Here is a 19376-nt window from a genome sequence, read left to right as displayed (position 1 = left end):
TCACCGTCCTCGGAGTCGCCAGCCATGAGCAACACACCGTCCTTCGCCGTGATCTCCGGCGCGCAGGTCCACCAGGTCCTCAGCGGGCGCGAACCGCAGGTCATCAGCGTCGTCGAGGCCGCCTACCGTGCCCACGGCACGTCGGCCACGGTGAACCCCGACTCATACTTCCTGCGGTTCCCCGACCGGCCCACCTCGCGGATCATCGCGCTGCCCGCCTCACTGCGCGCGGGGTTCGACGTCCATGGGATCAAATGGATCTCCAGCTTTCCGGAGAACGTGGCGACGGGCCTGCCACGCGCGTCGGCGGTGCTCATCCTCAACGACACCGAGACCGGGTACCCGTTCGCCTGCCTGGAGAGCTCGATCATCAGCGCCACGCGCACGGCGGCCTCGGCGGCCCTCGCGGCGGCACGGCTGAGCGAGCATCGCGACGGCGGCCGCCCGATGCGGGCCGGCTTCTTCGGCGCCGGGCTCATCGCGCGGTACGTCCACACCTACCTGGCCGGCAACGGCTTCGCGTTCGAGCGAGTCGGCGTCCACGACACGGCGGCCGGCAACGCCGAGGCGTTCCGCGGATACCTCGAGCGTGCGCAGCGGGCGCCGGTCACGGTGCACGATCGCCCAGCGGACCTGATCCGCTCCTCGGATCTGATCGTGTTCGCCACCGTCGCGGACGAACCGCACATCGCCGATCCCGCCTGGTTCGCCCACCACCCGCTCGTCCTGCACCTCTCGCTGCGGGACCTGGCGCCGGAGATCATCCTGTCGTCGTACAACGTCGTGGACGATGTTGAGCACTGCCTCAAGGCGAACACCTCCCCGCACCTCACCGAACAGCGCGTGGGCGACCGGTCGTTCGTGGCGGGGACACTGTTCGACGTCCTGACCGAGGCCGTCACGCCGCCCGCCGGGCAGCCGGTGATCTTCTCACCGTTCGGCCTCGGCGTCCTCGACCTCGCGGTGGCGAAGTTCGTGTACGACGAGGTCGCGGGCGCGGGCGCCCTGCAGGAGGTGCCCGGCTTCTTCCACGACCTCGACCGCTACGGAGCCGCGTAGGCATGTCCAGTTCTCGCCACGCTCGCCGCCGAGCATTGTCCGTGGCAAGGGCGGCAGCCCATGTTTACAGCCATGTACAGCCATCTCGTCTCCCTCCGCGACGTGACCGACGCTGACCTCGAATACCTCGTCCGGCGCGGCGTCTGGTTCGCGAGCGAGCAGGCGGCTGCCCACCGGCCGCTGACCGGCACGGTGGTCGGCGGCTACTTCAGCAAGACCTCGACCCGGACCCGGACGGCGTTCGCGAGCGCGGCGCTGCGGCTGGGCGCCGGGCACATCGCGTACGGACCGGCGGACCTGCAGCTCGTCACCGGCGAGTCGATGGAGGACACCGCGCACGTCCTCTCCCGGATGTTGGACGCCCTGGTGGTGCGCACGGCCGACGACCCCGCGGAGGTGCGGGCGCTGGCCAGCCAGAGCCGGATGTCGGTGGTCAATGCGATGACCGCCGACGAGCACCCCACCCAAGCCGTGGCCGACCTGACCACCCTGATGCGGCACTTCGGGCGGATCAACGGGCTGCGCATCCTTTACGTCGGCGAGGGCAACAACACCGCCGCGGCGCTGGCGCTGGCCCTGTCTCGTTTCCCCGACGTCGAGCTTTGCCTGGCGACGCCGCCCGGCTACGGGATCGCCAAGGGGATTCTCGATCTGGCGCAGGAGCAGGCGGCCGCGCACGGCGGCCGCGTCACGCAATGCCACGACCTCGACGCGGCGCCCCGTGGCGCCGAGGTCGTGTACGCCACGCGCTGGCAGACGACCGGTACGTCTAAACCGGACCCACGATGGCAAGAGATCTTCCGGCCGTTCCAGGTGAACGAGGCCCTCATGGGACGGCACCCCGGCGCCGTCTTCATGCACGACCTGCCCGCCCACCGCGGGGAGGATGTCGCGGCCGAGGTCATCGACGGGCCGGCGAGCATCGCGTTCGACCAGGCCGAGCACAAGGCGCACAGCGCCAAGGCGGTCCTGGAGTGGTGCCTGCTCGGCCGGCAGGACTGACTACGAAGGAGAGACAGTTGAACCCTGAGCTGCGGGACGACCATGTCGCGATCATCGGTGTCGCCGGCCGGTTCCCCGGTGCGCGCGACGTCCGCGAGTACTGGGCGAACCTGGTCGACGGCGTGGAGTCCATCACGCGCATGACCGACGACGACCTGCGCGCCCGCGGGGTGCCGGAGTCGCACATCGGCAACCCCGACTACATCAAGGCCGCGGCCATGATCGAGGACATGGAGCACTTCGACGCCTCCTTCTTCGGCTACACGCCGGTCGAGGCGAAGATCCGCGATCCGCAGGGCCGGCTGTTCCTCGAGGCGTGCCACTCCGCGCTGGAGGACGCGGGCTGCGTGACGAGCGAGACGGACGGCGTCGTCGGCGTGTTCGGCGGCGGCGCCAACGACCTGTACGGCGAGCACTACGTCAAGCGCAACCGCGCGACCATCCGGGCCGCCGGCACGATGGGCATCGACGTCAGTAACCACCCGGACTACCTGACCACCACCGTGGCCTACCGGCTCGGCCTGCAGGGACCAGCGGTGAACGTGCAGACCGCCTGCTCGACGTCGCTGGTGGCGGTGCACCTGGCCTGCCAGGCGCTGCGCCTGGGCGAGTGCGACCTGGCCCTGGCCGGCGGCGTGGAGGTGGAGTTGCCGTACGGGGCGGGCCACGAGTGGGTCGAGGGCAGCATCTTCGCCAAGGACGGGCGCTGCCGCGCGTTCGATGCCGAGGCCGGGGGCACGCTCTTCGGCACCGGCGTCGGTGTGGTCGTGCTCAAGCGGCTGGGCGAGGCGATCGCCGCGGGCGACCACATCTACGCGGTCATCCGCGGCTCGGCGGTGAACAACGACGGGTCGGCCAAGGTCGGCTTCACCGCGCCGGGGGTGGACGGCCAGACCAAGCTGATCGTGGAGGCCCTCGCCGCGGCCGAGGTCGACCCCGCCACCATCGGGTACGTCGAGGCGCACGGCACCGGCACCCTGGTGGGTGACCCGATCGAGGTCACCAGCCTCACCCGCGCGTACCGGGCGGCCGGGGCGGTGGACAACCAGTACTGCGTGATCTCGTCGGTGAAGTCGAACATCGGCCATCTCGGCCCGGCGGCGGGCGCGGCCGGGCTGATCAAGGCTTGCCTGGCGTTCGAGCACGGCCAACTGCCGCCCAGCGTGAACTACGAGACGGCCAACCCGAACATCGACTTCGAGGACAGCCCGTTCTTCGTCAGCACCGAGCTGCGGCCCTGGGCGCGCGGGGACGTGCCGCGCCGGGCCGGCGTCAGCTCGTTCGGGATCGGCGGCACCAACGCCCATCTGGTGCTCGAGGAGCCGCCCGCCGAGACCCGCGTCGCCTCCGTCGAACGAAACTGGCACGTCGTACCGGTGTCGGCGCGGACCCCCGCCGCGCTGGAGAACGCCACCCGGCGGCTGTCCGAGCACCTGGAGTCCCGGCCCGAGCTGCCCGCCGGCGATGTCGCCTGGACCCTGCAGACCGGGCGTACGCCGCACGCCCACCGCCAGGCCGTGGTGGCCGCGGACACGGTTGCGGCGGCGGCCGCCCTCGCCGGCCGGGACGGCACGGCCGTGACCGGTTCCGCCGAGCGGTGCGCCGTCACCTTCATGTTCCCCGGCCAGGGCAACCAGTACGCCGGCATGGCGCACGGCCTGTATACCGGGCACCCGTCCGTCCGCAAGGACGTGGACGAGTGCGCCGACCTGCTGCTGCCCCTGCTCGGGCTCGACCTGCGCACGGTGCTGTTCCCCGCGGAGGGCGACCGGGAGCGGGCCGGTGAGCTGCTCACCCAGACGAGGATCACGCAGCCGGCCCTGTTCGTCGTCGAGTACGCGGTCGCCCGGCTGCTCCAGTCGTGGGGTGTGGCGCCCGCCGCGATGATCGGGCACAGCGTCGGCGAGTACGTGGCCGCGTGCCTGGCCGGGGTCTTCGGCCTGCGCGACGCGCTCACCCTGGTGGCCAAGCGCGCCGAGCTCATGCAGTCGATGGCCCCCGGCGCCATGATGGCCGTGCCGATGCCGGAGGACCTGCTGCTGCCGTACCTGCCGGACGGCGCCGAGGTCGCGGCGGTCAACGGGCCGCAGTCGACGGTCGTCGCCGGCCCGCGGGCCACCCTGGACGAGCTCGCGGCGAGCCTGATCCAGCAGGGCGTCCGGGCGCGTGCGCTGCACACCTCGCACGCATTCCACACCGCCTCGATGGAGCCGATCTTGGAGCCGTTCCGGGCGGCTGTCGCGGCCGCGTCCCCGGCACCGCCGCGGATCCCGTTCATCTCCAACGTCACCGGCACCTGGATCACCGACGAGGAGGCCACCGACCCCGGCTACTGGGCCGAGCACCTGCGGCGCACCGTCCGGTTCGCGGACGGGATCGCCACCCTGGCGCAGAACGCGGCGGTGGCGCTCGTCGAGGTCGGGCCGGGGGAGAGCCTCACCGCCACGGCCCGGCAGTGCCTGCGCGGCCGGGCCGTCCTCGCCGTACCCACGATGCGGCACCCGATGAAGGACGGCGACGACGCCCAGATCCTGGCCCGGACGGCGGCCCGGCTCTGGGTGAACGGGGTGGACCTGGACTGGGCGGCGATGCGGCCGGCGCCTGGCCGGAAGGTGTCGCTGCCCGAGTACCCGTACGAGCGGCAGCGGTTCTGGGTCGACCCCGATCCCGAGTGGGCCCGCGAGGAGCAGGCTGCCGCGGACGAGACCCGGGTGCTGCCGATCGAGGAGTCGTTCTTCGCGACGTCCTGGTCGGAGGCGGCACTCCCGCCCGGCCCAGCGCGGGTCGACCCGGACCGCCGCTGGCTGGTGCTCAGCCCCGGGCACGGGCCGGTCGAGGCGTTGGCCGGCGCGTTGCGGGCGGGCGGTGCGACCGTCACCGTCGCCCTGCCCGGCGACGACTTCGAGCCGCTCGGCGATGGGCGGTTGCGGTTGCGGCCGGGCCACCCGGCGGACTTCGACCGGCTGCTGGAGGGCTTCGACGCCGCCGCCTACCCGACCCATGTCGTGCACGGCTGGACGGCCACCGCCCCGGCGGCCGACCCGCTCGATCGGGCCCACGTGGACGCGGTCACCGACGTCGGCTTCTACGCGCTGACGTTCCTCGGCCAGGCGATCGATCGCCGGTCCACGGAGGACCACGTCTCGATCGTCGTGGTCACTAGCGACATGCAGGAGGCGGTCGGCGGCGAGCCGGTCGATCCGGCCAAGGCCCTGATGATCGGTCCGATGCACGGCATCAACCGGGAGATGTCCGGGGTGCGGTGCCGCATCGTGGACCTGCACCTCGCCGGGCCGCTGCCGGAGCCTGCCGTGGCCGGGCAGCTGCTCGCCGAGCTGCATGCGGCCACCGACGACCCGCAGGTCGCCTGGCGGGGGACCAAGCGGTGGCGGTGGGGCCACACCAAGCTGCCCGGGCTGCCGCCGGTCGAGCGGCCGGCCGCGCTGCGGGACGGTGGCACCTACCTGATCACCGGCGGGCTCGGGGGCATCGGCCTCACCGTCGCCGAGGACCTGGCGCGGCTGGTCGGCGCGCGGGTCGCCCTGCTCAGCCGATCGGCGTTCCCGCAGCGGGAGAGCTGGCCGGACATCCTGGGCGACGAGGGCGCCGACGAGCGCCGGCGCGGTCAGATCCGGCGGCTGCTGGCCATCGAGCAGGCCGGCGGCACGGTCGCGGTCGAGCGCTGCGACGTGACCGACGAGGACGAGCTGCGCGCCGTGTTGGCATCCGTCGAGGACCGTTTCGGGCCGGTGGACGGCGTCTTCCATTCGGCCGGCATCACGGCCGGCGGGATGCTCGCGGTGCGCACTCGGGAGGAGATCGATCGGGTGCTCGCGCCCAAGGTGGCCGGCACGCTCGCGGTGCACCGGGTGCTCGCCGGGCGCGACGCGTTCCTGGTGCTGTTCTCCTCGATCGACGCCGTCGTCGGCAACTTCGGCCTGGCCGACTACTGCGGTGCCAACAACTTCGTCGACGCCTTCGCCCGGCGGGCCGGCGCGCACGGCGAGCGGGTGCTGTCGATCGGCTGGGGCGTGTGGGCTGAGGTCGGCATGGCCCACGAGGCGAACGATGCGGCGCCGGTTAGCTTCCGCCAGCTCGAGCGGGGCGAACGGTCGACGCCCGCCGGCCTGCCGCTGCTCGACCGGCGGATCACCGACCGCGGAAACGACATCATCTACGCCGTCACGCTGTCGCCCGACTCGCACTGGGTGCTGCGCGACCATCAGATCGCGGGCCGCGCCGTCCTGCCGGGCACGTACTGCCTGGAGGCCATCCACGAGGCGTTCGCCGACGCGGTCGGCGGGTCGACCGTCGAGATCGGCGACGTGGTGTTCTTCGGCCCGATCGTCGTGCCCGACCCGCGCGAGCTGCGCGTCGTGTTGCACGAGGACGGCGACGGGTACGACGTGACGATCATGACGGCGCCGGCGCAGGGGACGCAGCGCTGGACCGAGCACGTCAAGGCCCGGGTGCGGGCCGTCGAGGCGGAGCCGGCCGCCACCCTCGACCTCGACGCTGTCCGGGAGGCATGCAACCGGCTGGAGTACGACCTGACCGGTGTCGAGTCGGCGGGCATCGTGTCGTTCGGCGACCACTGGCACAACGTCGGCGTGGTCCGGGTCGGGGAGATGCGGGAGATCGCCGCCCTGACGCTGAAGGACGAGTTCCGCGTCGAGTGCGGGCAGTACACGCTGCATCCCGCACTGCTCGACGACGCGGTCTCCAACTCCCAGTACCTGCCGATCGAGGCGGAGGCGCGCTACCTGCCCTTCGCGTACGAGCGGGTGACCGTGCTGGCGCCGCTCCCGCCGCGGCTGCACTCCTACATCCGCCACCTCGATTCGGCCGACGGTGAAATCATCACCAGTGACGTGACGCTGGTCGACGACGACGGGCGCGAGCTGGTCCGCATCGACGGCTACTCGATCCGCCGGGTCGACCCGGCGGCGATCGCCGGCACGGTGCGGTCCACCGTGGCCGCCGGCGGCGAGGCGGCGGCCGGGGCCGGCGACCGGGCCGGCAAGATCTGGGCGATCCGGCCCGACTTCGGCCTGGACGCGCTGCGCCGCCTGCTAGGCGCCTGGCCGCTGGCGCACGTGGTGGTGTCGCGCGAGGAACTGGCGGCCGGGATCCGCCGGATCGAGGGCGTGACCAGCGAACTGCTGGAGCAGACGCTGCAGGAGGCGGAGCCGGGGCAGACCGTCGAGCGGTTCGTCGGCACCCCGTACGTTGAGCCGGAGACCGAGGTGCAGCGCAACCTCGCCTATCTCGGGGCGCAGGCCCTCGGGGTCGACAAGGTGGGCATCGACGACGACTTCTTCGAGCTCGGCGGCAACTCGCTCGTCGCGGTCCAGCTCGGCGCGCGCATCCGGGACCGCTTCCGGATCGAGCTGCCCATCGGGACCATCTTCCAGCAGCCCACCGTCCGGCAGCTCGCCCAATGTGTGGAGCAGTCGCTGCTGGCCAAGGTCGAGTCGCTCTCCGACGAGGAGGCCGCCGCGATGCTGACCCTTCTGGAAGGACGCTGACGGTGAACCAGCGCGTATCTGTCCGGCCAGGGGGGCGGTGGACGTTGTTCGCCACGTCCCTGCCGGCCCGCGGCTGCGGCTGCTGTGTTTCCCGTTCGCCGGCGGCGGCGCCTCGGCCTACCGGGCCTGGGGCGCCGCCCTGGAGGCGGACGGCATCGAGGTGTGGCCGGTCCAGCTGCCCGGGCGGGAGAACCGCATGGGTGAGCCGGCCGCGGACGATCTCACGGCGCTGGTGCGGCGGCTCGCCGACGAGTTCGGCGACGACCTGGTCCGGCTGCCGTACGCGTTCTTCGGACACAGCATGGGCGCCTGCGTCGCGTACGAGTTGGCCCGGGAGATCCGGCGCCGCGGCCTGCCGGAACCGGCCCGGGTGATTGCCTCGGCGCACCGCGCGCCGCACTGGCCCGCCCTCGGTCCCACGTGCCACGACCTGCCCCGGGACGAGTTCGTGGCCCGGCTGCGGGAGTACGGCGGGACGCCCGAGGAGGTGTTCGCCATGCCGGATCTGCTGGACCTGCTGGTGCCGCTCCTCCAGAAGGACTTCGCCCTGTTCGAGCGGCACCGGTGGAGCGCGGGGGAGCCGCTCGACTGCCCGCTGACCGTCCTGGGCGCGCTGGAGGACACGGTGTCGGCGCAGGAGCTGGCGGGCTGGGAGGAGCTGACCACCGGGCCGTTCGAGGTCAGGATGGTCCGCGGCGATCACTTCTACCTGCTCGACGCCCAGGAGCAGGCCATCCGGACGGTACGCGAGCTGCTCGTGACCCGATAGGGACGTCCCCCGGCCGCTACGGCGGCCGGGGGATCCTGCTAGGCGCGGTCGACCGCGACCAGTCGCAGCTCGCTGGTGTAGAGCCGGCCGTCGGCGTCGGGCAGCCAGACGTGCTCGGGGTCCGGGTGCATCTCGGTGATGTCCACGACGCTGTCCTCGCGGCGCCGGGCCTGCCGGACGGCGGCGAGGAAGTCGTTGACGAACAGCGGGCTGTCGAAGTCCAGGTAGACCGGCTTGGTTCCGGCGGCCGCCCGCCAGAAGACGAACCGCGGCATGCCCCGCGACGCGGCCCAGCGCCGCAGCGCCGCGAACGCGGCCGCCTCGTCCGCCACCGCGCCGACGGGCACCTCCTGGCACGATATCCGCCACCGCTCGCGGGCGAACACCAGCCGGTCGATCGTCACGCGCGGCGTGTGCGCGGCCGGCGGGAGCGGGCGGAACAGGTTGACCACCGCCTCCTGGGCCAGCTCCCCGACGACGTCGAGCACCGGCAGCCGCTGCCCGGACGGCAGCCGCACCGTGACCGAGCCGCCAGTGCGCTCGGCCGTGAGCGCGTCCAGCGCCAGGCTCCGGCCGCGCGCCGCCGCCCGTTCCCCGTTGCCCGGCGCGAAGGCCAGATACCAGTAGCGGTCCGAGAACAGCGTCGGCGTGGGATAGTCGCGCCCGCTGACCTTCGGCGACCGCGGGTAAAGCGGCACCACCCGGGGCCGGCCGGCGAGCGGCGCCTCCGCCTCCCGCAGCAGCTTCGCCGGGTCGGGGTGGGTCCACGTGAACACGCCGTTGTCGAGCGTCGCCATGGCCAGATGGACCTCGCCGAGGACGAGCTCGAACCGGCCGGCCCGCAACGCCTCCGGGCCGGCCGCGGCGATCATGACGTCGGGGCTGTGGTGGGCGGCGCCGTACCAGCCGGCGGGCGGCGCTGCGAACCAGGTAGCGGCTGCGGCGGCCAGCTCGGCCGACTCGCGCCGCACCCGGCGCTCGCCCGGCGCCCAGGCCAGGATCTCGCTCCAGGACTTCTGGAACTCCGCGACCGCCGGCGCCGCCCACGACGGGTCCGACAGCCGGTCCAGCAGGCGGCTCACCAGCGTGGCCAGCGGGACACCGCCGCCACCGGTCATCGCGGCGAACTCGTCGTGCAGATCGCCGACGAGGGCCTCCAGACGCCCACCGAGCCGCCACATCAACCACCGGGCGCTGTCCAGTACCAGCGACAGCGGGGGCAGCAGGGCGTCGCGGACGGCGGCGCCGAGCACGACGTCGATGTCCCGCGCGCAGTCCTCATAGACCGCCCGGCGCCCGAACTGCCGCTCGTCGCGGGCGCGCACGGCCGCGGTGCCGGTCAACTCGGCCACGGTCTCGTCCAGGCGGGCGAGGGCGGCGGCGAGCGGCGCGGGCCGGTCGCCCGCCGCCGCGACCTCGTCGCGGGCCGCGACGAGACGCTCCAGGGCGCCGTGCGCCCGTTCCCGCGCGGGGGAGTCCGGCAGGGAGCCCAGGAATGCCCGCAACGCCCGCTCCGGCCGGCGGTCCACCGGGATGTTCGGCCGCCACCGGATCAGGCCGAACTCCGCCAGCCGGTCCAGGGCGCGGTGCACGTCGTCCTCGTCGGGCGTGCCGGCCACCTGCCGCCAGCGCAGGTCCACGGTGATGACCCGGGCCGTCCGTTTCCCGTCGACGGCGGCGAGCACGGCGGCGTCCAGCGGCGGCAGGCGGCGGGGCGTGCCGTCCGGGTGGACCGCGAGGGTGCCGGAGATCCCGGCGCCCAGGACCCGGGCGGCGGCGATCCGGTGGCGTACGGCCGGATCGGTGGCCACCGCGGCGGCGAGCGCGTCGATCACCCAGTCCTCGAAGTGGACGCTGCGCTGCGCGATCACTGCGGGGCCGGGCCGCAACTCCGCGACGGGCACGTCCTCGTCGAACCGGGTCCAGACGCTCGGGCCGAAGAAGCCGATGGTCTCGTTGCGGGCGTGGTAACGCTGGGCGTAGCGGGCGAGCGTCGACTCCCGGCGACGGCGGTCCCGGGAGCGGGTGGTGTCGCCGGCGTGGCGCCGCAGCCAGCCGGTGACGTTCTGCACGGCGGCCGGGTTCTGCCACAGCAACGCGGCCCGGAACGCGTCGCTCTCGCCGAGGTCGAGCAATGCCGCCGCGGTACGCCGGATGCCGCGCTCCCACGACTCCCGCAGCCGCTGCGGGGGATTGTCCGGGTCGAGCGCCGCGCGTGCCGTTTCTGGATCGGCGAGCCGGAGCAACTCCTGTACCGGAAAACCGGTGCCGCGCAGGACGAGGTCGTCCCAGAGACGCCAGGTCGGCTTGCTCACGACGGCCGGCCCGCGGCGGAGGCCTCGACGGCGGCCAGCCGCAGCTCGCTGGTGTAGCGGCGGCCTTCGGCGTCACGCAGCCACAGCTGGTCGGGCGCCGGCAGCATCTCCGAGATGGTGGCCCGGACGGCCGCCCCGCCGGGACGCCGGACGGTCGTGGCGAACAGCCCGACCAGGATGGGGCTGTCGAGGTCGAGGTAGAGCGGTTTGGGCTCCCCGGGATGCGCCAGAAGACGTGTCTGGGCAGACCGAGCCGCCGGGCCCAGCGGCGGATCGCCACGAACGCGGCGGCCTCGTCGTGTCCCCGGCCCGCCGGGATCGAGGTCAGCTCGGGCCGCCACGTCTCACGGGACAGCACCAGCCGGTCCACCGTGATCCGCGGCGTGTGCGGCAGCTCGGACACCGGGCGGAAGCAATTGACCACCCTCTGGGCCAGGAACTCGCCCACCACCTCCATCAGCGGGGTGCCCGGCCCGGCCCCGCCCGCGCGTAGCACCACCGGGCCGCCGGCCGACGGTCGCACGACGAGGCCGTCGATCGCCAGGGTGCGGTGCCGGGGCGCGGGTCGGGCGCCGCGACGGCGGCCGAACGACAGGTATGAGAACCGCTCGGACTGCAGCTCAGGGGTTGGGTAGTGCAGCGTCGAGAGGTTCGGCAGGCCGCGCGGGTAGAGCGGGACGTGCCACGGATGCGGGTGGGTGTGCTCGTCGGCCGCGGCCACCAGCCGGCCGGTGCCGGGGTGGAAACCGGTGAACGACAGCGCGGTGAAGCTCAGCTGGGACAGGTGCATCTCGCCCAGCACGGCCAGCCGGCCGCCGTCCGCGTCCTCGGCGACCATCAGGTCGGGGCTGTGGTAGCCGGCCGAGTGCCAGGGCGGCGGCCCGGCCGCAGGAAACGCCCGCGCGACGGGATCGGCGAGCTGCTCGGCGGTGCGATCGACACGGACGTCCGTTGCCCGGTACCCGAGGACGCCGTGCCACCGGTCCTGGAACTCGGCGAGGGCGGGCCGTTCGGCATGGGCGTGTTCCAGCGCGGGGATCAGCCGGGACACCACCTCGGCCAGCGGCGTCTCGACGGCGCCCGCGTAACCGCCGAGCAGATCGTCGAGGACTGTCGCGTACGCGTCGCCGAGATGCCTGACGAGCCAGCGCGCGCTGTCCAGCACGAGCGTCATGGCCGGGCCGATGTCCGAGAGGAGGTCGGTGCCGATCACGATGTCGGTGTCGCGTTCGCAGTCCTCCACGACGGTTCGGCGGCCCTTGGCGGCGGACCCGGCCTGGCGGTAGGCGGCGGTCGCGGTGACGGCGTGGAACGTCGCGTCGATGTCCTCCAGCTTCTTGCGCAGGACCCCGGCGTCGGCGGTCGACGGCGGCACATCGGCGCACGCCCGCTCGAAGTCGTCGAGCACGGCCAGGGCACGCCGCCGACCGGGGTCGTCCGGCAGCCGGTTCACCTGCTCGCGCAGGGCCGCCGCGGCGTACGGGCTGACCGGGACGTCGAAGCCCCAGGTCACTATGCCCAGGTCGGTGAGCTGCCGCAGGTCCCGGCAGACGTCCTCGACGGCGGGCCGCCGGGTGGGGTCGCGCCAGCGCATCTCGGCGGCGATGGCCCGCGGGGTCCGGGAGCCGTCGCAGCACGCCGCGATCTCGGCGAGGCCCGGCGGGAGCACGACCGTCGGCGAGCCGGCTCGCAGCACCGCGCGGCCGTGCAGGCGTACGTCCAGCGCGAGCACCGGCGGAAGGTGGCGGCACAGCCCGAGGTCGTCGGCGAACGTGCGGGCCAGGGCCTGCACGGCCCAGTCCTCGAGCACGACGACGCGGTCGCGCACGAGGCCCGGCCCCGGGCGCAGCCGGATGCCCCGCTCGCCGGCGTCGAAGACGCCCCAGGCCGACGGACCGAAGAAGCCGATCGTCTCGTTCTTGGCGTGGTACCGCTGCAGGTACTTCGCCAGCTTGACCTCGCGGCGCTTGCGGCTCTTGTCCCGCACGCGCGGCTCACCGCCGGCCTCGCGCAGCCGGTCGACCACGGCGTCCAGGAAGCCCGGGTTCTGCCAGACGAGGGCCTGGCGCACTCCGCCGTCGTCCACGATGCGCAGCATCTCCCCGGCGATGCGCTCCAACGCGGCATCCCAGCCCGCACGGAACCGGGCCGCCGCGCCGGCATCCACATCGGCCAGATCGGCCAGCCGCGCGCACTCTGGTTCGGCGAGGGCCGCCAGTCCCGACAGCGGGAACCCGGCACCGCGCAGGCAGAAGTCGCGCCACACCAGCCAGCGCGCCGGGCCCAGCGGCAGCCGCAGGGGCGGTTCGTCCGGCGCCGCGTCCACGCTGCCCATCCAGACCAACCCCTCTCGCACAAGGCGCATCCCGCCGACCAGTCTGTGGCCGGCCGCGGGCGCCGAGAAGGCGGTCGGCCGGCGCGCGGCGAGAACTCGCCATCCTTGCGCGGACGCTGCGGCCGGGGTGGCGGACGCGGGCATGATGGGCCGGCATCGGCCGTACGACGAATGGTGGTGAAGTAGCGCAGATGTTCGAGGATGACGACACACGCGGCTACGAGGTCGTGGTCAACGACGAGGAGCAGTACTCGATCTGGCCGGCCGACCGTGAGCTGCCACCGGGCTGGACGGTGGCGGGCAAGCAGGGCACGAAGGTGGACTGCCTGGCCCACATCGATGTGGTGTGGACCGACATGCGGCCGCTCAGCCTGCGGAACCGGGTCGCGTGAAGCCCCGCATCGGCGTAGTCCTGGAGCCGCAGGGCCTCTCGGTGCCGGAGACGCTGGAGCGGGCCGACCTCGTCGAAAACCAGGGTGTCTCCTCGTTGTGGCTGGTCCAGATGCCCGGCCGGTGGGACGTCGGCACCGTGCTGGCCGCGCTGGCGGCCCGCACCAAACGGATGACGCTCGGCAGCGCGATCCTGCCCCTGTACTCGCGGCCGCCGGTCGTGATGGCGTCCACGGCGCTGACCCTGGACGAGCTGTCCGGCGGGCGGTTCGCGCTCGGGCTCGGCCTCGGGCTCCGCGGGGTGGGCGAGTGGATGGTGGGCGCGGGCGCCGCGCCGCCCGCCGTCGCGGCCATGCGGGAGTACCTGCGGATCGTGCTCGACGCGGTCCGGGACGGCGAGGCCGACCACGACGGTACCTGGTTCAGCGGGCACGTCTTCTACCCGCCGGCGCAGAGCCGGCGGCCGGACGTTCCGGTGTATCTGGGCACGTTCGGCCCGCGGATGCTCGAGCTGGCGGGAGAGCTCGCCGACGGGGTGGTGCTGACGATGTGCACCCCCGAGTATCTGCGGGACACTGCCATGCCGGCGTTGCGGCGCGGGCTGGAACGCCGTACCGACGGGCGCTGGGCCGGGGGCGCCGGTTTCGACGTGGCCGTGTTGCTCCCCGCGGCGGTTACCGCCGACGCCGTGGTCGAGCGGGCGAGGTTCGGCGACTATCTCGCCAACTATCTGCGAGTGCCCACGTACAAGCGGCTCTTCGCCGCCAGCGGGTTCGGCGCGCAGCTCGCCGCGGGCCGCCCCGATGAGACGATGATCCGGGCCCTCAGTGCCATCGGCGACGATACCGAGGTGAGCGCGCGGGCCGAGGCGCTCGCCGCCGCGGGCGCCACCCAGCTCCTGGTCTCGTCGACGGCCGGCGCGTTCGGCGACCGGAACCAGTTCCTGGAGACGGTGCGCGCGGCGATGATCTGACGACCTATGTTCACGTCCCCGAGGTTCTGCCCCGGCCACCGGCCGGGGCAGAACCGCTTCCGGGTCGGGCCGGGCCGGGTCAGCGGGCGCGCCGGGCGGCGAGCCGCCGGTCGCGCTCCTCGGCGGCCGCCGAGGAGCGCGACCGGGACGACCGCGCCGGGGCCGGGCGGTTTCCGCCGAGGTAGCCGGCGAGGGCTCGGGTGGTCGCGTGCTCGTAGAGGGCCAGCAGCGGGATCTCGCGCCCGAGCTCCGCATGCAGGGCGGCGTGGACGGCGGCCATCCGCACCGAGGTGCCGCCCAGGTCGAAGAAGTTGTCCTCGGGACCGACGTCGACCCCGAGCACGGCCCCCACACGTCGCGGACCAGCCGCTCCAGGTCGTTCACGCCGTCCGGGCCGGACGGCGCGGGGCCGGGGCGGCCGGTGACCGGCGCCGGCAGCGCGGCGTGGTCGACCTTGCCGTTGGGGGTCAGGGGGAAGGAGTCCATGTGCATCACCAGGGTGGGAATCGTGGGGCCGGGCAGGCGGGGGGTCAGATGGGCGCGCACCTCGGCGACGCCGATCGGGGCGCCGTCGGTGGTGCGTATGTGGCAGACCAGCTCGAGATCGGCGCCGATCCGCTGGGCGTGCGTGACGCACTCGCGTACCCGGGGGTGATCGCGCAGCGCCGCGTCGACCTCGGCGGGCGCGACACGGTGGCCGCGGATCTTGACCTCGTCGGCATCGAGCCGGCCGAGGAACTCGATGGTGCCGTCCGGCAGCCGGCGCCCGGCGTCCCGGGTCTCGAAACGCCGCACGCCCGGCGCCGGATCCGCGGTGAAGCGCGCCCGGGTCAGCTCGGCGTCGAGATAGCCGAGGGCGAGGTGCCGGCCGCGGACGACGATCTGGCCCACCTCGCCGGTCGCGGCCGGATGGCCTGCGGCGGTGACGACCGCCAGCTCAGCACCGGGAGCGCCGGGCCCCAGCGGTAGTGTCGCTCCCCAGCCGCGTCGGTCGGCCCATCGTTGCGCGTCGCGCATCGTGACAACGCGCAGCGATGGCAGCTGAGGCGTCTCGGTGGCGCCGTAGCCCAGCACGACCTCCGTGCCCGGGGCGAGGCCGAGCAGGTCCCGGACGTCGCGCGGCGTGACCTGGTCGCCGGACAGGCAGGCCAGGCGCAGGCCGGGCAGGCGCAGTCCGGTCGCCTCCGCGGCGCCGGCGAGCATGCGGGACAGCTGCGGGGTGAGGTTGACGACTGTGATCCGCTCGGCCGCCAGCCAGCTCAGGAGATCCCGCGGGGACAGCCCGGCCGGCGGCACGTGCAGCCGGCCGCCACACCACAGCGGCGTGAAGACATCCCGCAGGACTGGGTCGTGTCCGAGCCCGGCGAGCAGAGCGAACCGATCCCGGGCGCAGAGCGCGAACGCGCGGCAGTACCAGTCCAGAAAGTGCACGAGCGGGCCTGGCCCGGCCACCACGGCCTTGGGGCCGGAGGTGGTGCCGGAGGTGAACAGGATGTGCCCGGCGCCGCCGCGCGGCGCGTGCGGCGGCGCCGCACCCTCGACGCAGACCTCGCCGGCGTCGGTGATGCCGATCAGCGCCGGTCCCCCGCCGGCCCGCACGAGGTCGCGGGCGGCGGGCTCGTCGCGGTGCGACAACACGGCCGCCGGCGCTACCGATGCCACGCTCGCGGCCAGGCGCAACGCCGGCAGTGCGGGATCGAGCACGGCGTGCCGGCAACCCGCCAGCCAGCTGCCGAGCAGCAGCGACGGCAGGGCGGCGGACCGGGTCGCGACGACGGCCACGGTGGCGCCGCGGACGACGCCGGCGCGTTGCAGGGCCGCGGCGACCCGCCGCGCGTCCTCGTGAAGCTCCGCGGCGGAGCGGATGCCCCGCTCCCCGGCGACGGCTGCGCCGCCCGTGGCCATCCGGCCGGCCAGCTCCCGCACCGCGCGAGCGGCGGGTAAAGCCTCGGTACGCGGCGGGCCGGTCTCGGCGACCCGCAGCGGGAACCGCGACGGGTCCCGGCCCGGGTCGGCGACGAGGGCGGTCAGCACCTGCTCGTACTGGTCCAGCACCGCGGCGGCCAGCTCGGCCGGGAAGGTCGCCGCGTCACCGACCACCGTCACGGCCAGCCGCTCGCCGTCGTCGGTCAGGTAGACGTTGAGGTCGTAGATGGCCGGGTGCGGGACGGGCGGCGCCATGCCGGTCCGCACGCCGGTCATCGAAGGCGCCGACTCGGGCGCGCCGAGGTGGTTGAACCAGACCGAGAACGGCCGTTCCAGCCCGGTCGCGGCGAGCACCCGGTCGAACGGGACGTCCGCGTTGGCCTGGATCCGGGCCCACCGCTCGCCGAGCCGGGCGGCCAGCTCGGCGAACGACGCGGTCCCGTCCAGGCCGATCCGCACGGCGACGGTGTTGATGAAGAAGCCCACCGTCGACGCGGCGCCCGGACCGTCCCGCCGGGAGACGGGCACGCCGACGCAGACGTCCCGCTGCCCGGTCCAGCGGCCCAGCAGGGTGCCGAACGCGGCGAGCAGCACCACGAACGACGTGGTGCCGCACCGCCGGGCCAGGCGCTCGATCGCCACGCGAACCTCCGGGGGAAGGTCGCGGGCGCGGTGTGGGCCCACGCCGGCCGGCCGGCGGGCCACGTCGACCGGGAGCCGGGCGGGCCGCGCGCCGGACAGGTGGTCCCGCCAGAAGTCGAGCTGGCCGTCGTCGATCTGGGTGGCCTGCCGGCGGGCCGCGTCGGCGAAGTCGGGGGCGGCCGGCAGCCGCGGCGGCGAGCCGCGCAGCAGCGCGTCGTACAGCTCGCCCAGCTCGGCCAGGATGATCTCGGTGGACCTGCCGTCGACGGCCAGGTGGTGCAACGCCAGCACCAGGCGGTGCCGGTCCGGCGCGGTGAGCAGGAGCGCGCGCAGCGGCGGGTCGGCGGCGAGGTCGAAGGGCCGCCGCAGGAACGCCTCGCTGCTCGCGTCGAACACGCCGTCCGGCCGCTGCGCCACCTCGAGCTCCGGGAGCGTGTCGAGCACCCTGGCGACCGGACCGCTGTCGCGGGCCTCGACCACCGTACGCAGCGTCGTGTGCCGGCGTGCCAGCTCGCGTACCGCCGAGCGCAGCACCGCCCGGTCGAGGTCGCCGCGCATGTCCAGCACCAGGGGGACGGTGTACATCGTGCTGGCCGGGTCGAGCGAGTGCGACAGCCAGATCCGGAACTGCAATGGGCTGAGCGGGTACTCGGTCGCGCCCGACGGGGTCACCTGTGCCGCCGGCACAGCCTCGTCCCGCAGCCAGGCTGCCAGGGCCGCCGGGGTGGGATGCGTGAACAGGACGTGCGAGCGGACGTCCAGGGCCAGCCGTCCCCGCAGCGCGGCGGAGACGACGGCGCCGGTGAGAGAGGTGCCGCCCAGCTGGAAGAAGTCGTCGTCGGCGCCCACCGCGTCGAGGTCCAGCGCCTCGGCGAACGCCTGCGCCACCGTGCGCTCGAGCGGGTCACCCGCCGGGGCCCCGGCCCCGCTGGGTACCCGGATGTCCGGCAACGCCCGCCGGTCCACCTTGCCGTTCGGCGTGAGCGGAAGGCGGTCCACCTCCGAGACGAGGGCCGGCACCATGTACGACGGCAGCCGGCGCGCCGCGTGCTCGCGCAGCCCGTCGGCCGACCCCACGACGAACGCGGCCATCAGCTCGCCCTGCACCTTCACCACCGCCTGCCGGACCGCGGGGTGCTCCTCCAGCACCGCCTCGATCTCACCGAGCTCGATCCGGTGGCCGCGGAGCTTGACCTGGTTGTCGGCGCGGCCGGCGAACTGCAGGGTCCCGTCCGCGCAATACCGCACCAGGTCGCCGGTGCGGTACAGCCGCGCCCCCGGCGGCCCGGCCGGGTCCGGGACGAATCGTTCGGCGGTCAGCGCTGGCCGCCCGAGGTAGCCGTCGGCGACCCCGGCGCCGCCGATGAGCAGCTCGCCGGACGCCGCGGGCTCGCCGGCGGCGTCGAGGACGTGCAGCGTGGTGTTGTCGATGGGCAGCCCGATGCGGATCGGGCCGGGCTCGGCGGGGACCTCCCACGAGGTGGACCAGATGGTGGTCTCCGTCGGTCCGTACACATTGACCAGGCGGCTCACCCGGGACCGCAGCTGCCGGGCGAGGCGCGCCGGCAGCGGCTCGCCGCCGGCCAGCGCCACCACCGGCGGGACGTCGGCGGTCAGCAGCACCCGCCAGCCCGACGGGGTCGCCTGGACGTGGGTGACGCCGTGCGCGCGGATCAGCTCGGCCGCGGCGTCGCCATCGCGGGCCTGCGCCGCACCGGCGATCACGCAGCTCCCGCCGCTGATCAGCGGGAGGTAGAGCTCCAGCGCCGAGATGTCGAACGACAGCGCCGTCAGCGCGAGCCAAACGTGGGCCGGCCCGGCGTCGACCAGGTCGCGCGCCCAGAGCAGGAAGTTGACGAGGGCGCGATGGGGCACGACCACGCCCTTGGGCCGGCCGGTGGAGCCGGACGTGTACAGCACGTAGGCGGGGCTGCCGGGATCGACCCGGACCGGTCCATGTTCCGCCTCGCCCGGTTCGGTCCCGGTGAGGAGGTCGGCGGCGTGCAGCGCGGGGACGCCGGCCGGCGCCAGCCCGGGCTCGGTGACCACCAGGCTCGTGCCGCTGTCGGCGAGCACGTGGGCCACCCGCGCCGCGGGATCGCCCGGGTCGATCGGCAGGTAGGCCGCGCCGCAGGCCGACACGCCCAGCAGGACGGCGAGCATGTCCGCGCTGCGGCCGACGCGGACGGCCACCACCGCACCCGGCCCGGCCCCGCGCCGGCGCAGCCGCACCGCCACCCGGCCGGCCCGCCGCAGCAGCTCCTCGTACGTGAGGTGGTCGGCGCCATGGCGGACGGCCACCGCCCGCGGGGTCCGGGCGGCCTGCCGCCGTACCAGGTCGATCAGCGCGAGGTCCGGCAGCTCGCGCGCCCGACCGGCCGCGACCTGTCCGCCCGGTTCCCGCGTGTTGCGCGAGGTCCCCAATCGTGTTCACCCC

9 protein-coding genes and 2 pseudogenes are annotated in these 19376 nt (G+C 74.2%); 6 read left to right on the top strand and 5 right to left on the bottom strand.

The features are described 5' to 3' along the window. Positions 1–24 precede the first annotated feature (24 nt). The 4 genes from sbnB (at position 25) to Prum_RS05320 (ending at position 8358) form a co-directional block, all read left to right on the top strand. Positions 25–1059, top strand: a complete 1035-nt coding sequence (gene sbnB, locus Prum_RS05335) for a 2,3-diaminopropionate biosynthesis protein SbnB (protein ID WP_173074464.1) — start codon at positions 25–27, stop codon at positions 1057–1059. Positions 1060–1131: 72 nt separating this feature from the next. Further along, on the top strand, positions 1132–2061 hold the full coding sequence (locus Prum_RS05330) for an ornithine carbamoyltransferase (RefSeq protein WP_173074462.1): 930 nt from the start codon (positions 1132–1134) through the stop codon (positions 2059–2061). A 17-nt stretch (positions 2062–2078) separates the two neighbouring features. Continuing rightward, positions 2079–7589, top strand: coding sequence for a type I polyketide synthase (locus tag Prum_RS05325; RefSeq protein WP_173074460.1), 5511 nt, complete (start codon positions 2079–2081; stop codon positions 7587–7589). 37 nt (positions 7590–7626) lie between these two features. Beyond that, positions 7627–8358 carry a thioesterase II family protein gene (locus tag Prum_RS05320; RefSeq protein WP_173074458.1) on the top strand — a complete coding sequence of 244 codons (732 nt, stop codon included), beginning with the start codon at positions 7627–7629 and terminating at the stop codon, positions 8356–8358. 38 nt (positions 8359–8396) lie between these two features. On the opposite strand, the gene Prum_RS05315 is transcribed toward Prum_RS05320, so the two are convergent. The 3 genes and pseudogenes from Prum_RS05315 to Prum_RS54920 form a co-directional block, all read right to left on the bottom strand. Further along, positions 8397–10673: a lantibiotic dehydratase gene (locus Prum_RS05315; protein ID WP_173074456.1), complete on the bottom strand. Its 2277-nt coding sequence runs from the start codon at positions 10671–10673 to the stop codon at positions 8397–8399. Further along, positions 10670–11014: a hypothetical protein gene (locus Prum_RS05310; protein ID WP_173074449.1), complete on the bottom strand. Its 345-nt coding sequence runs from the start codon at positions 11012–11014 to the stop codon at positions 10670–10672. The genes Prum_RS05315 and Prum_RS05310 overlap by 4 nt, the downstream gene beginning before the upstream one ends. Then, a pseudogene (locus Prum_RS54920) lies at positions 10963–12771 on the bottom strand (lantibiotic dehydratase); the annotation flags it as partial. The gene Prum_RS05310 and the pseudogene Prum_RS54920, both read right to left, overlap by 52 nt. 428 nt (positions 12772–13199) lie before the next feature. Here Prum_RS54920 and Prum_RS50945 point away from each other — a divergent pair. Continuing rightward, positions 13200–13400, top strand: coding sequence for an MbtH family protein (locus Prum_RS50945; RefSeq protein WP_246277661.1), 201 nt, complete (start codon positions 13200–13202; stop codon positions 13398–13400). After that, positions 13355–14371 (top strand): LLM class flavin-dependent oxidoreductase, encoded by a 1017-nt coding sequence (locus Prum_RS54915; RefSeq protein WP_371871356.1) that lies wholly within the window; start codon positions 13355–13357, stop codon positions 14369–14371. The genes Prum_RS50945 and Prum_RS54915 overlap by 46 nt, the downstream gene beginning before the upstream one ends. Positions 14372–14450: 79 nt before the next feature. Here Prum_RS54915 and Prum_RS54910 read toward each other — a convergent pair whose 3' ends face one another. Both Prum_RS54910 and Prum_RS05295 read right to left on the bottom strand, forming a co-directional pair. Then, a complete protein-coding gene (locus tag Prum_RS54910) occupies positions 14451–14714 on the bottom strand; it encodes an acyl carrier protein (RefSeq protein ID WP_371871355.1) in 264 nt (87 codons plus the stop codon). A 512-nt stretch (positions 14715–15226) separates the two neighbouring features. Continuing rightward, positions 15227–19363: pseudogene (locus Prum_RS05295) on the bottom strand (amino acid adenylation domain-containing protein); the annotation flags it as partial. Positions 19364–19376 lie beyond the last annotated feature (13 nt).

Source organism: Phytohabitans rumicis (assembly GCF_011764445.1).
Taxonomy (GTDB): Bacteria; Actinomycetota; Actinomycetes; order Mycobacteriales; family Micromonosporaceae; genus Phytohabitans; species Phytohabitans rumicis.
The sequence above is the reverse complement of the archived record's forward strand: the minus strand, read 5'-3'. Positions and strand labels throughout refer to the sequence as shown.

Bases quoted from the DNA above. Each gene is read 5' to 3' on its own strand.
- sbnB (WP_173074464.1), top strand. From the start codon at position 25: ATGAGCAACACACCGTCCTTCGCCGTGATCTCCGGCGCGCAGGTCCAC.
- Prum_RS50945 (WP_246277661.1), top strand. From the start codon at position 13,200: ATGTTCGAGGATGACGACACACGCGGCTACGAGGTCGTGGTCAACGAC.
- Prum_RS05330 (WP_173074462.1), top strand. From the start codon at position 1,132: ATGTACAGCCATCTCGTCTCCCTCCGCGACGTGACCGACGCTGACCTC.